At 61.1% G+C, this 13,226-nt stretch carries 10 protein-coding genes and 3 pseudogenes; 3 read left to right on the top strand and 10 right to left on the bottom strand.

Annotated features, from left to right (window positions below):
* Positions 1-42: 42 nt before the first annotated feature.
* Together ACTSLZ_RS00790 and ACTSLZ_RS00785 are read right to left on the bottom strand one after the other, a co-directional pair.
* Positions 43-1,698, bottom strand: a complete 1,656-nt coding sequence (locus ACTSLZ_RS00790; RefSeq protein ID WP_443095387.1) for a thiamine pyrophosphate-binding protein — start codon at positions 1,696-1,698, stop codon at positions 43-45.
* Positions 1,699-1,900: 202 nt separating this feature from the next.
* Positions 1,901-3,364: a sodium:solute symporter gene (locus ACTSLZ_RS00785; protein ID WP_443095386.1), complete on the bottom strand. Its 1,464-nt coding sequence runs from the start codon at positions 3,362-3,364 to the stop codon at positions 1,901-1,903.
* An 81-nt stretch (positions 3,365-3,445) separates the two neighbouring features.
* Between ACTSLZ_RS00785 and ACTSLZ_RS00780 the strand changes: the two genes are divergently transcribed.
* Positions 3,446-4,009, top strand: a complete 564-nt coding sequence (locus ACTSLZ_RS00780; RefSeq protein WP_178980427.1) for a helix-turn-helix domain-containing protein — start codon at positions 3,446-3,448, stop codon at positions 4,007-4,009.
* Positions 4,010-4,126: 117 nt separating this feature from the next.
* Here the strand turns inward: ACTSLZ_RS00780 and ACTSLZ_RS00775 are convergent, their stop codons facing one another.
* The 7 genes and pseudogenes from ACTSLZ_RS00775 to ACTSLZ_RS00745 form a co-directional block, all read right to left on the bottom strand.
* Positions 4,127-4,747 (bottom strand): S1 family peptidase, encoded by a 621-nt coding sequence (locus ACTSLZ_RS00775; RefSeq protein WP_443095385.1) that lies wholly within the window; start codon positions 4,745-4,747, stop codon positions 4,127-4,129.
* A gap of 112 nt (positions 4,748-4,859) precedes the next feature.
* Complete coding sequence (locus ACTSLZ_RS00770) at positions 4,860-6,170, bottom strand: ISL3 family transposase (protein ID WP_179628043.1); 1,311 nt, start codon at positions 6,168-6,170, stop codon at positions 4,860-4,862.
* A gap of 194 nt (positions 6,171-6,364) precedes the next feature.
* Positions 6,365-6,931, bottom strand: a pseudogene (locus ACTSLZ_RS00765) (low temperature requirement protein A); the annotation flags it as partial.
* A 14-nt stretch (positions 6,932-6,945) separates the two neighbouring features.
* Positions 6,946-7,263 carry a low temperature requirement protein A gene (locus ACTSLZ_RS00760; RefSeq protein WP_443095384.1) on the bottom strand — a complete coding sequence of 106 codons (318 nt, stop codon included), beginning with the start codon at positions 7,261-7,263 and terminating at the stop codon, positions 6,946-6,948.
* 58 nt (positions 7,264-7,321) lie between these two features.
* Positions 7,322-7,414: pseudogene (locus tag ACTSLZ_RS00755) on the bottom strand (hypothetical protein); the annotation flags it as partial.
* A gap of 225 nt (positions 7,415-7,639) precedes the next feature.
* Positions 7,640-7,966: a nuclear transport factor 2 family protein gene (locus ACTSLZ_RS00750; protein WP_443095383.1), complete on the bottom strand. Its 327-nt coding sequence runs from the start codon at positions 7,964-7,966 to the stop codon at positions 7,640-7,642.
* 37 nt (positions 7,967-8,003) lie between these two features.
* A complete protein-coding gene (locus ACTSLZ_RS00745) occupies positions 8,004-8,759 on the bottom strand; it encodes an SDR family oxidoreductase (protein ID WP_443095382.1) in 756 nt (251 codons plus the stop codon).
* Positions 8,760-8,822: 63 nt separating this feature from the next.
* Between ACTSLZ_RS00745 and ACTSLZ_RS00740 the strand changes: the two genes are divergently transcribed.
* A complete protein-coding gene (locus ACTSLZ_RS00740; RefSeq protein WP_443095381.1) occupies positions 8,823-9,503 on the top strand; it encodes a TetR/AcrR family transcriptional regulator in 681 nt (226 codons plus the stop codon).
* A 14-nt stretch (positions 9,504-9,517) separates the two neighbouring features.
* Here ACTSLZ_RS00740 and ACTSLZ_RS00735 read toward each other — a convergent pair whose 3' ends face one another.
* Entirely contained in the window at positions 9,518-10,450 is a 933-nt protein-coding gene (locus ACTSLZ_RS00735) for an alpha/beta hydrolase family protein (RefSeq protein WP_443096073.1), read from the bottom strand.
* Between the two features lie 791 nt (positions 10,451-11,241).
* Between ACTSLZ_RS00735 and ACTSLZ_RS00730 the strand changes: the two are divergent.
* Positions 11,242-13,221: pseudogene (locus tag ACTSLZ_RS00730) on the top strand (hypothetical protein); the annotation flags it as partial.
* Positions 13,222-13,226 lie beyond the last annotated feature (5 nt).

Raw genomic sequence — 13,226 nt, 5'->3', positions numbered from 1 at the left:
CGAGGGGGGGCTCCGCCGCGTGGTGGCGTGTGGGTCCGGGTGCTAGATGTCCCGGCCGATGGTCAGGTGAACCAGCGAGGGACCCTTGGTCCCGAGGGCCTGGCGAACGGTCTCGGCCAGGGTGTCCATGGTCGCCGAGAATCCGGTCGCCCCGAAGCCCTCGGCGAGCCGGACCCAGTCCGGTTGCCTGAGGTCGACTGCGGTCGGGGCAATGCTGCGGTCCTCTTCGTTGGCACGGATCTCGCCGTAGCCGCCGTTGTCCACGCAGATGATCGGAAGATCGAGGTCCTGCTCCACCGCGGTCATGATCTCCTGGATCGCGAACATGAGGGCGCCGTCACCGAGCAGGCAGACCACGGGACGCTCCGGCGCGGCGATTTTCGCACCGATGGATGCGGGCAGGCCGTACCCGAGGGTCGCGTAGGTTCCCATGTACAGGAGCGAGTTGGGCTTGGGCGCGCGGTAGAACGTCGTCGTCCCCATGTAGGTGACCTGCGACGAGTCGCCACCGACGATCGCGTTCTCCGGGAGAACGCTCATGATGATCTCGTTGAGCTTGGCCAGTTCGGGGGCGATCGAGCGTCCTTCGTCGTCGAGCTGGTCGAAGACCTCGGTGAGGTCCGGGGCCGCCCGGGTGCCTGATTCCACGCCCTCGGCCTTGAGCGCCGCGATGAGCTGGGGGACCACGGCCACGGAGTTCCCCGGCAGCTCGAGGTCCGGGGTGATGTTGGTCAGCATCTGCTGGCGTTCGATATCGACCCGGATGATGGGCCCGTTCGGGCGGATGTCGCCTCCCCACAGTTCGGCCTCACCGATCTTGGAACCGATGATCAGCATCGCGTCGGCGTCCCGACAGAAGGCGTGCGCCGTGCCGAGCCGCAGGTCGGCGCCCAGGGAGAGCCGGTGGCGCTCCGGGATCGCGCCCTTCCCGTTGGTCGAGGTGATCACCGGGGCCTCGAGCAGCTCGGCGAGCTCGAGCACCGCCTCGTGGGCCGCGACCGAACCGCCACCGGCCACGATGACGGGCTTCTTGGAGGCGGCCAGCATATTCGCGGCGCGGGCGACGTCGTGCGGTTGGGCGGGTTGGAAGGAACCGAGCGGCCGGGCGCGGAGCTCCTCCTCGGTGAAGCCGCCGGTCTCCTCGAGCACGTCGAGCGGGACCTCGATGTGGATCGGACGGGGGCGGTCGTGCTTGAAGGAGACGAACGCGTTGTGAATCATCTCGACGGCTTCGGAGGCCGAGCTGACCCGGCGGGAAAGGCCGATGATCGAGTCCACCGCCCCGGTCGGGTTCTTGGTCTCGTGGAGGGAACCGATGTCGCGGAATTCGGTCCCCCGGGGCCGGCCGGGGGAGAGAAGAATCATGGGGCGGGACTCCGCGTACGCCGTCGCGGCTCCCGAGAGCGAGTTGAGCAGTCCCGGGCCGGAGGTCGTGATGACCACGCCGGGAAGGCCTGTCGTCAGGGACCAGCCGTCCGCGCCGTAGGAGGCGCCTTGCTCGTGGCGGGTGGTCACGGGCTTGATGTCGAGCTCGTCGAGATGGCGGTAGAACTCGAGGTTGTGGGTGCCCGGAATGCCGAACACGGTGTCGATCCCGTAGTTCCTCAGGGTCGCCAGGATCGCATAACCAGCGTTGTGGCGTGGTTCGGTGCGCACGGGGGCGGTGCCCGCGGTGGTTTCTGCGGTCTGGTCGCTCATGATGCTTCTCCTTCTCGCCGCGGCCCTGCGGCGAACGGGGTGGTGACAAGGCGGTCTCGCCGAGACTCCGCAATGTGTCCTGGTGTGCAACCAGAATATACATATATGAAACTTTTGGGGAGGGCGTAGGGCCTCCCGGCGGCCGAGGCCGGTGGAAGACCGCGCATCGCGGCCTCGCGCGTCCCAGGCCTCGGCCGCCCTGTCACCGCCTTGACCCCTCGACGCGGTCCCGCCACGCGGTCAGCGTCGCGGCATCCGTGCGGGGCGTCAGCAGCGAGACCGCCAGGTAGACGACGACGGACAGGACCAGACCCACGTAAATCGGTTCGTTCGCGTCCACGCCGAAGAAGATCATGGACACCAGCACCCCCAGCGCGCCGACCAGCATCGAGCTGGCCGCTCCGGCGCCCGTCCCGCGTTTCCAGAAGAGGCCGCCGAGGATAGCGACCAACAGGCCGCCGACCAGGATGTCGTAAGCGATGGTCAGCGCCGTGACCACGCTCGGCACGATCATCGCGATGACCGTGACGATCACGCCGATGCCCAGAACATACAGCCGGTCCAGTCTCATGCTCGAGTCGGACTCGCCGGATTCCTGGCCCGCGTCCGCTTGGTCGACGTCGTCGCCCGCCCCGCGTCCGAACAGGCGCGCGATCAGGGGCACGACGTCGACCCGTGCGACAGTCGCGGAGGCGATCAGCGCACCCGAGGCCGTGGACATCATGGCCGCGACACCCGCCGCGAGTACGACGCCGCCCAGACCCTCAGGGAGGTAGTCCTGCGCGAGTGCGGCGAAGGCGTCGTCGGGGACCTCGAGGTTCGGCATGACGGCGGCCGCGCCCATGCCGATCACGGCACCGGCGATTCCGTAGAGAAGGGTGTAGACCCCGGCCGCGAAACCTCCCCACCGAGCAACGCGCGGGGTCTTCGACGTGAACACCCGTTGCCAGATGTCCTGCCCGACCAGCAGGCCCAGGGTGTAGACCACGAACATCGTGACGATGGACTCTGCGCCCATGGCGCCGGGATCGAAGAATTCGGCGTCCAGCCGCTCGTGGAGGCCGGACCATCCTCCCGCCGCGTGCAACGAGAAAGGCAGCAGGAGCAGGAACATGCCGACCGTCATGATGAGGAACTGCATGAGGTCAGTCAGCGTGATCGACCACATCCCTCCGAGGATCGAGTACGCGATGACCACGACGGAACCGATGACAATCCCCCACGGGCGGTCGAGATCGAACAAGACCTTGAAGATGGACGCGTACGCCGACGTCGACGTCACCACGAGCATTGCCGTGTATCCCAGCATGACCACCGAGGACGCCTTGACCGCCCGTCCGCCGTAGCGCAGCTGGAGCATCTGCGAGACCGTGTAGACGCCGAGCCGCTGGAGCCTGCCGGCGAAGGCGAGGGACAGGACCATCACGCCGATGGCGATGGCCGCAACCATCCACATGCCCGAGATCCCGTAGGTGTACCCGAGGCCGACGCCGCCGATCGTTGCGGCCCCTCCGAGGACGACGGCGGACATGGTGCCCGTAAAAAAGAGGTAACCCAGGCGTCGTCCCGCGACTCGGTAGTCCTCCGTGCTGTTGGCCCGGCGCTTGCCGTACCAGCCGATGAGCACCATCGCGGCGAGGTAGAGAAGAATAATAAGAAGGTTCACAGCGCGGACCAATCCTGACGCAGAGCAGAAATCATGACCTCTATCGATACCATGCATAGAGGCCGAGGAAAGGATCCAGCCATGAAGGCGTTGCCCGTACAGCAGTCGGAGAGGTCGCCCGAGCTCGGATCGCGCCTCCGCAACCATCGGCTGCGCCAGCACATGACGATCGAGCAGCTGGCCACGGCAACGGATCTGACCAAAGGTTTCATCAGCCGCGTCGAGCGCGAGCAGACTTCTCCGTCCGTCGCGTCACTCGTGAAGCTGTGCCGGGCCCTGCGCGTGGACATCGGCGACCTGTTCGAGGAGCCGGATACGCAGGTCATCCGTCTCGACGAGGCCCCCGAAGTGGACCTCGGAGGGGCGGGCATTCACGAGCGCCTCGTCTCGGGGGCGGACCTGGAAAAGGTCCAGGTGATCCGGGCCAGCATCGAGCCCGGGGGCAAGGGCGAGGAGAGCCTGTACACCGTCGAGTGCGAGACCGAGGTCCTGCACGTCATCTCCGGTGAGTTCGTTCTGCGCACGAGCGCCGGGGAATTCGAACTGTCCCCCGGGGATTCCGTGACCCTGAGCGGCCATGAGCCGCACTCGTGGCGCAGTACCGGCGGCCCGGCCGAAGTCCTCTGGGTTCTGGTCAACAAGTAGGGACCGCACGGTTCGTGAACGAATTTCGCGCGGCGTCGGCACCCGCCGAAGCGGTGGTCGACGCCGCGCGAATCACCTCTGGGGGCCGCGGTCGATGATCCGCGGTCACCGGTCGGCTCACACGCCGGTCTGCTGCGAGATCCAGTCGCGGTGGTCGTTGAGGTTGGCGTAGTTGCTTCCGGCCTGGGTGTCGGCGCCCGGATCGACGGTATCGCCGGTCGAGCACACTCCGACGATCTTGCCGTTGATGACCAACGGACCGCCGGAATCGCCGTGGTTCGAGGCGCCGTCGTCGCCGCGGATATGGATCGCTTCGCCCTCGTAGGCATCCGTGGAGGTTCCGAGCACGTTCACCCCGGCCGTGTACAGCCAGTCGGGCTGACCCTGGTTGGCGCGCAGGCCATAGCCGAAGATGTCTCCGTGGTCACCGGCGCTGGGCGTGTATCCGTCGCCCAACTGGGCGTACGAGCTGACCTCGTGCGGAGTCTCCAGGTGGACCAGACCCACGTCACCGTTCGGTGAGTTGACCACACGATCCGAGGCCTCGGCCGGACCGGGGTTCGAGGTGTCGTTCGAGTAGTAGGCCTTCATGTCCTGCGACCCTTCGGTGCAGTGGCGAGCGGTCAGAATCCACTCGCTGTTGATGGCCTCACCGGTGCAGCCGAAAGTTCCCTGTTCTCCCTCGGTCTGGAAGGAGAGCTGGACAATGTTGGGGCTGTTGGTGGGTTGGCCGCCCACAATGTAGTTGGCCGGATCGCCGTCCGTCGCGGCCAGGGCGGGGGTCCCGGAAACCCCCAGTGCTATCGACGCGCCGATGATTCCCAGCGCTGAAGCTGCTCTCTTAAGGGGCTCATCGCATTTGAGGGTGTAGGTGGTTCCTGAAGCCGCCGGTGTCGAGCAGCGATCGGGCTATGTAGTTCGTGAGGTTCCGGAATCCGAGGGCGGAGCCGCGGAGGTGTTCCAGGCGCCCGTTGATCGCCTCTGTTGGCCCGTTGGACGTGCCGGGCCGGTCGAAGAACGCGAGGATGTCGGCGGCGCGCTGCTTGAGCGTGCGGCCGAGCTTGCGGACCTCCACGAGCGCGGCGGGGACGCCGCTGGAGACGGAATCGATGACGGCTGTCATCAGCTTCTTCGCCGTCTTCCGATCGGGTTCGCGGTAGGCGGCGATCACGCGCTGGTAGATGCCCCAGGTCGCCTCGACCTCGACGTGCTCGGAGACCGCGAACAGTGCCTCGAGACGGGTCTGCTGCCGGTCAGTGAGCAGCTGCGCGCCGGTGTGGAGGATGCGGCGGGCCTTGTAGAGCGGATCGTTTTTGCGGCCCCGCCGGCCGTGCAGGCACTGCTGGACGCGACGACGGCAGGTGTCGAGGGCGTCGCCGGCGAGGCGGACGACGTGGAACGGGTCCATCACCGCCTGCGCGTCCGGGAGCTCCTCGCTGACGGCGGTCTTGAAGCCGGTGAACCCGTCCATCGCGACGACCTCGACACCATCGCGCCAGTCCTGCGGGCGTGCGGCGAGCCAGGTCTTGAACACGGCTTTCGAGCGACCCTCGATCATGTCCAGCAGACGGGCGGGGCCGGTCTTGTCGCGGTTCGGGGTGAGGTCGATGATGACGGTGACGTACTTGTCGCCGACTCTCGTGTGGCGCCAGACGTGCTCGTCGACGCCGATCACGGCGACGCCGTCGAACCGGGCGGGATCGTCGATCAGCACTCGACGCCCTTCAGCGAGGACCGCGTTGTTCGCCGTGTGCCAACCGACACCGAGTCCGGCGGCGACGCGGGCGACGGTGAGGTGGTCGATCACGAGCGCTTCCAACGCCCACCGCATCCCGCTACGGGACAGCTTGGCTCGCTCGGGCGCCGCTGCCGTGAGGTCCTCACGCCAGGACCGTCCGCATCCCGAGCACTTGTAGCGGCGGACCCGGACCAGCAGCGTCGTCGGGCGATGACCGAACGGCTCGTGGGCGAGACGCCGCGTGTCCGTCCCGCGCGAGAGCGCCTGGCTACCGCATCCCCGGCACCACGGATCCGGCTCGGCGACGCGGCACTCGATCACCGCGCGATCCGGCTCAAAAAGCTGACCGGTGGCCACGAGGCCGAGCTCGTCGAGATGGCAGAACACGGTCAGATCAGGGGTCGCGAAGGTAGCGTGGTGCACGTCGAGGTCTTCCGGCAGATGGTCAGTGTGAGAACTTCCATCATCGGAAGGCCTCGACCCTCATCCGGCGACCGACGCGCTCAGCCACCTACCCCCTCAACTGCGAAGAGCCTCTATAGAGCCTGATCAATCAGGCGTACCCAACCTGCTGATGTCTGATCGTGGAGAATGGCAGCGCTCAATAAGCAGTATGGTCACCTGCGGTGAGGAAATTCGGTAGCAACGACAGTGACGATGACACCAAGTGCCGCTGTAACCACTGGAGCAGTCCCTGGCATGAGTGACCCAATGATAACGACGAAGGAGCCGACGGGAACCAGGACTGAGGTGAGCGGTGCTAGAACCTGCCGTAGGGTGAGCCGCCAGATTTCGAGCACGAAAACTGCTACAGGCACGGTTAGGGTCAATGCGCTAGCGAAATGACCTAGATGATCCTGCCCAGAGATGGAACCAATTGCGATCTCTATCCCTGCTGAAAACGCGCCTGCTGCGGCGAAGATGAGGTAATGGAAATAGCCGAAGACCAGGGAAAAACGCAGAGCTGTGATGTGATGGTGCTGTTCGCGAGAGAAGTAGATCCACCACATACCAGCAACGGTAACCAGCCCGGCCACAGGTATGGTCAGCAGGTCGGGTAGGTGCTCTCCTAGATCAATGGCTTCAAGGATAGCGTTTGTGGAGGCCAAGATCGATTCGCCCAGAAGGATGAGGGCAAAAAGACTGCATCGTTCAGGGATGTGATGGGCATTCCAGGGGTGGGCCCGTGTCGTTCGGACTATATAGGTACGGCAACTTCTGCCAGGGCTAAGGCGAAGAGCCCAACCATTCCTGCCTCTGGTGGGAGAGTCAGCCGAGCCACCCAGGCCACCTGAACCACAGTGATGGCTACTGCATAATGGAACGCTGTCGCTCGGAATTCTGTGTTGGTGACATCGGCGCGGATCCATTGGGTCACCATGGCCAGGCGCATCACCACGTAGCCAATAGTGACCAGCGTGAAATCGTAACTTTCCATGGCTCGAGTGCTGCCGGCGGCCAGGGGTAGTACTCCGGCCATCTGTACGAGAGTCATAATGCGATAGAGACCAGCCATCGGTGTCAAAGGAGGTCGCAAACCACCCGAAGTTCATCCAAGCCCACCAGATGGCGAAGAACACCATCAAGTAGCTGACTGCTCCGGCGATGAGATGACCTTCAGTCTCTAGATGGTGCAGTCCCTGAGAGGAGGGGGATATAGCAACCATGAACACCAAATCGAAAAATAGCTCCAACGGGCTCGCCATCCGGTGAGGCTCCTGAGGGCTCCGTGGGGTCATTCGGGACAGGATTCAGCGGGGATGGGCAGTCATTTCCACTCCTGCAGAAGAGTAGGTCTAAATATTGGTAGCAGCTATATACAGACTTCTGGGGCGGGTCCTGCGAGGGTGCAGGTCCCGCCCCAGAAGATAAACCGGGACGGCTATCTGGATTCAGCCCGCACGGATGATCATAGCGGCGATCCTGTCGCCATCGAGATCGAAGCGGAAGCTGGACGGGCCATTGGCGTGAGAAGATCTCCAATCGCCGGTTATGGCCACGGTTCCGTCCTCGATGTCCACCGAAGTGACGTCCAAGATGGGTGAGGAACCGATGAACTCAGTCGCACTCCAGTCTTTGATCTGATCCAGGCCGGTCAAAACTTTGCCCCAGTCATCGACCACGGCATCAGCCGTGAATGACTCGTCAAATGCAGTTTCTCTATGGGCGTTGACAGCGGCCAAGAACGAAGCCACCGGTTCGGGGATACTGTCAGCCATTGTGTGCTCCTGTCCTGATTGACGTAGCTGGCGGGAGTTATCGGGTGGTGTACCCGCCGTTGGCGAAGATCGTCTGACCCGTGATCCACCAGCCGTCCGTGGCCAGGAACCGCACGATCGGGGCGATGTCCTCGATCTGCGTCAACTGGTTGCCCATGGCCTGGGACTTGTGGAACTCGACGCGCTCCGGAGTTTCCTGACCGTAGAAGAACGGCGTATCCATGGGCCCCGGCGCCACAGCCGTCACCGAAATACCGCGCTCCGACAATTCCTTCGCGGCCGCACGCGTGAAGTGCTCAACGGGAGACTTGCCGCCGGCGTAGGTCGAGTACCCGTCGGTGAAGGCGGCGAGAAGCGCCGTGACGATCGTGACGATCTTGCCCCCATCGGCCAAGTGCTGTCCCGCTTCCTTGATGAAGAAGTAGGCCGACTTGGAGTTGATATCGAACATCGAATCGTATTCTTCTTCGGTGGTCTCCGCCATCGGCTTGCGCAGAACCTTGCCGACGGTGTTAACCGCGACGTCGATGGTGCCCAGGGCCTTTTCGGCGTCGTCGAAGAGTCGGGTCACGTTCGCCGGAACGGTCAGATCCGCTTGGAACATCTCGGCACGGCCCCCGGAGGCCCTGACGGCCTCCACGGTCTGTTCCGCATCGGAGCGGGTCTCGTCCGAGTTGAAGTGGACGGCCACGTTGGCCCCGGCCTCGGCAGCCTGTCGAGCGATGAGACCGCCCAAGTTCTTGGCCCCGCCGGCAATGAGGACGTTCTTCCCTGCAAGGGTATGCACAGCCATTGTCTATCTCCATAACGCTGGTATTGAATCATGTATCAGTGATACATCAGCTAGCGTAGCAGTATGCCACATCAGATAGAAAGAGCCACTCGAGACCGGCTAATAGCAGCAGCTGCAGACCTCATCGCCAGGAGCCCTGGTGAGGACTTCTCACTGCGGACGGTGTGCACCATGGTTGGGGTGAAGATGCCGACTCTGTACCACTTCTTCGGGTCAAAGCAAGGACTCGTCGATGCTGTTATTGAGCGTGGTTTCGACCTATACCTAAGCCAGAAGGGCTCAACGGAAGCGTCTGGCGATCCCATTCAAGACCTTCGGAACGGCTGGAACGCCCATGTCGCGTTCGGGCTCGAGAACCCAGGGTTCTATACGCTGATGTATGGGAAAGTCAGTCCCGGTTACCACCCCAAAGCCCAGGAACGACCGAGCTCGATCCTACGTGGGCTAACAAGGGCCGCGGCTGAACAAGGACGGCTCGTCGTCGACCCAGAACAGGCGGCGGCCCACGTACTGGTGGCCAATATTGGTGTCACCCTGCGACAAATTATCCTCGCTGAGGCTGACCCGCAGCTCTCCGATGCTGTTCGGGACGGCGTCATCGCAACCATCACAGGAACCTCCGCCAATCCAGCAAGCCCCGTAGCCTCCGTGCTCGAGTACGCCATAGCACACCCGGAAATACTTGGAGAAACCGAGACTCAACTGCTGATCTCCTGGTTGGGACGACTCAAGGCCAGCTGCTAGCAGTGTGCCTACGACTATTTCAAGAGTTCATCAGCCACGGTTTCCAGTACTTGCTGGTAATGGGCGGTTCCTGAAGTGATCAACGATCCATGAGTGTCTCCGTACAGCAGATCCAACCGACCGTTACCGCCTGCCTGGAGCAGTGCTTGTATATATCGCTGGGAATTCTGCCAGGACACCGTGGTATCAGCTGTGCCATGAACAGCGACCACGGGAATGCCAGGGGCAATGTTTTGGATGGGGTCGACATCCTCGTACCTACTCGCTGCGGTGAGGGGAGTCCCGCCCACGGCATTGACCATGTCGAGGTCGGAGAAGTTGGCTGCGTTGGTCATATCTAGTGGACCGGAGAGGGCCACAATCCGATCAGGTTTAAACGATGCGTACTTACCTAACTGGTGTTCGGGGTGCGCTACCTGGGATCCCGCCCACGTAGCAAGTTGGGCTCCGGCGCTATGGCCGACTACTTCGGTCTTGCCGGATAATTCAGGGGTCTGATCAACGATATCGGGGACATGGCCCAGCGCGGATGCCACATCGGTGAACGTTGTGGGCCAGCCACCGCCGGAGCCGACACGGCGGTATTCGATGTTATACACCGCTACACCGCGGCCGACGAGGTCTTGTGCGAAATAGCTGAAGTCCCCGGCTCCAATCGATCGGTGCCAAGCGCCTCCATGAATGAGTACCACCAAGGGCACGGAACCAGCCTTATGGACACCGGCAGGAAGATATAGATCGCCCCAATTCTGCGATGGGTCTCCGTTGCCTGCAACCGGATATGGAACTCTGGTTATCTCCGGACCGGATCGTTGTGATACCGGGGATTCTGCTTGAGCTAGAGAGGAATCATCGATGGATAGAGGCTTCGATTCCGTTCCCAAGAACGAACCAGCGCATGAAGCAGCTAGTACACTAACCACTGAAGTAATGTCGATGCTGGCCATCCTGGAAAATTGTGAGGTTTTTCGGTTGATACCATGTGGCACCGTTGCACTCCTATAGAAATTTTCAGGCTGGAGGAACAATGCATCGAATGAGACCATCCGATACATTGCGCCCGGCGTTGCGAGACTGTGTCTTAATCCCTCGTACACGAAGCATCTGCACAAGCCCATCGTCTCGGGGAGAGGCGCACCCTGCCCGCTTGGGCAACGGGGTGTACTTTGGGGGTTGCGACGTGGGTCCTCTTGTGACTTGTCTCGACTTTGGCGTGACGATGTGGCCGAGAACAACCTCAATCCACCCCTGCGAATAAGGCAACGTGTGCACTTCAGGCATACAAGGGTATAGCACCGGCTTATACTCTGATTGGCCTAGCAAGCTGGTGCGGGCGAGCAGCTCACGAAGATTAGCCGCAGGACCGCTGCAGTTTCCTCGTCCGCGCTCGTCGGTACCGTGATACTCAGTGCATTCGGCGTTACGAACGCCAAGAACGCCGAGGGCTCCTCCGCAGCCTCCCCCCCCCATCGGGGGAGGCGTCCGGTTTGGGGTCGCCTTCGACATCTACGGCTTCCCCCTCGCCATAGCCGAACCTCGTTCTGTGGGCCGACAGCACCAGGGTCTCCTACTTGTTCTTCCACTCGCTGGTCACCGGCCCGAAGTGGTTCTTCGGCGGCGACGAGGATGCCAAGGGCTACCTCGATCACATGGTCGCGATCGACGAATTGAAGAAGATCCTTCAGGCTTGCAGTAGACTTCATGAGTGCATTACACATGCTGATTAAGGACTGGAACCATGAACGCTTTTCGTAAATCTCCGGCAAACCCGCCGCGTCGCAGCTACAAGAACTGGCTGGCGGTCAGCGCAGTTGCTGTTTCGTTGACATGCGGGACTGCCGCCCACGCCACCCCCGCGGCACCGCATGCCCCCAACCAGGTTTCGAAGACCAGCGGCGCGAAAAATCGTGGGACCAGGTCAGGTAGTGGCGACTCAACACAAGCTGGCGATGACGCCGGAGTGGAGCCAACCTCAGGGCAACCCAACGACGGGACCAGCATAGATTTTCAGGACGGCCCCGATGCTGAGGCCGAAGCGCAGAAAGCAGACGCTTCTCAGAAACTTGATGCACTGGAGCATCTAGGTGCGAAACAGCGGCAGGATTTCAAAGACCAGATCAACCAAGCTGTCAAGAAAGAACAAATAGACCAGGCACTCGCTCAGGCCCAGCAAGCGGATGCAATCAAGGCTGTAGCGGAGCAAACGATTGATGGTTTGTCCCGGTTGGATGCTGGTCAGAAGCAGGGTTTTGATGCCCGGGTGGAGCAGGCTCCCACGGTCGCGCAGGTGCAACCGGTAGTTGACGAGGCCCAGCAGGCCGACACTCAGGCGGGGCACCAGCAAGACCAAAACCAAAAGGATCAGCGAGGGAGTCAAGGCAAGGATCAGCCTGATGCGCAACAGGCTGCTCAAGAGGCCAAAGATTTAGCCTCCGCGAAGGCTCAAGCTCATGCCACGATTGATAGTTTGACTGCTATCAGTGCTGGTCAGAAGCAGGGTTTTGATGCCCGGGTGGAGCAGGCTCCCACGGTCGCGCAGGTGCAACCGGTAGTTGACGAGGCCCAGCAGGCCGACACTCAGGCGGGGCACCAGCAAGACCAAAACCAAAAGGATCAGCGAGGGAGTCAAGGCAAGGATCAGCCTGATGCGCAACAGGCTGCTCAAGAGGCCAAAGATTTAGCCTCCGCGAAGGCTCAAGCTCATGCCACGATTGATAGTTTGACTGCTATCAGTGCTGGTCAGAAGCAGGGTTTTGATGCCCGGGTGGAGCAGGCTCCCACGGTCGCGCAGGTGCAACCGGTAGTTGATGAAGCCCGGCAGGCCGACGACCAGGCGGGACACAACAAGCAAGACCAAGACCACCAAAATATCTCTTATGCTCTACCAGAATCTAGAATAGACAATGCCAGTAATGCTGGGGCCGTTGAAGCCGTAGAGGAATGGCTGAATACTAGCAACTTCACTTCTGTAGAAGAAAAGAATACGATTAATGATGATATTCGGTCTATGGATATGAGTGGCCATACTGCAGATATTTACAAGATAACTGATAAAGCTTTCAATTATGAATTGAACGGGGCAATTGAAGATGCAAAACGCCAGGGTGTTCCCGAGGGCCAGTATAAATATATAGGAGAGTATTCGAGGAATAGCGCGAAGCCGTTTGGACCTGGAGTCGTATTAAGTAAAGAACTGCAAGACTCTATAAAGCGTAATCATGATACTATAGTAGGCGATTATAAATACCGGCTCGAGATAGTACAGTTAAGGGCTGATGCGCATAAAAAAATTAACGCTTTACCAAATCTTCCGCAGGATAAAAAGGACTCATTCAACAGGTTGGTGAATGAGGAATCGTATAAAGATGCTATCGATAAAATAGTCGATGATGCGTCGAAAGCCGACCGTGCTATTCTGGATTCCGCAAAATCTGCAGCGCATGAAACGATTAATAATCTGCCAAACCTGTCCAATAGTGCAAAATTCACATATAATCTTAAAGTGGACCAATCAACCACCATTACAGAAATTGATCAGGTCATAAATGATGCGCAGGCAGCTGATGCAAAGGAGTTGGCAGATGCCCGGCGTGCAGCCCATAGCACAATTAATCAATTAGGCCACTTAACTAAAGAACATAAGGGCGCTTTCGGTAGACAGATTGATGACGCGAAAACGATTGATGCCATCCAGGCGGCGATAACTGCTGCGCGTCAGGCTGA

The sequence above is a fragment of the Rothia koreensis genome, assembly GCF_052232265.1.
Taxonomy (GTDB): Bacteria; Actinomycetota; Actinomycetes; order Actinomycetales; family Micrococcaceae; genus Rothia; species Rothia koreensis.
This window is presented reverse-complemented; position numbering and strand designations above follow the sequence as displayed.

Bases quoted from the DNA above. Each gene is read 5' to 3' on its own strand.
- ACTSLZ_RS00790 (WP_443095387.1), bottom strand. From the start codon at position 1,698: ATGAGCGACCAGACCGCAGAAACCACCGCGGGCACCGCCCCCGTGCGC.
- ACTSLZ_RS00780 (WP_178980427.1), top strand. From the start codon at position 3,446: ATGAAGGCGTTGCCCGTACAGCAGTCGGAGAGGTCGCCCGAGCTCGGA.
- ACTSLZ_RS00760 (WP_443095384.1), bottom strand. From the start codon at position 7,263: ATGGCTGGTCTCTATCGCATTATGACTCTCGTACAGATGGCCGGAGTA.
- ACTSLZ_RS00750 (WP_443095383.1), bottom strand. From the start codon at position 7,966: ATGGCTGACAGTATCCCCGAACCGGTGGCTTCGTTCTTGGCCGCTGTC.
- ACTSLZ_RS00745 (WP_443095382.1), bottom strand. From the start codon at position 8,759: ATGGCTGTGCATACCCTTGCAGGGAAGAACGTCCTCATTGCCGGCGGG.
- ACTSLZ_RS00740 (WP_443095381.1), top strand. From the start codon at position 8,823: ATGCCACATCAGATAGAAAGAGCCACTCGAGACCGGCTAATAGCAGCA.
- ACTSLZ_RS00735 (WP_443096073.1), bottom strand. From the start codon at position 10,450: ATGGCCAGCATCGACATTACTTCAGTGGTTAGTGTACTAGCTGCTTCA.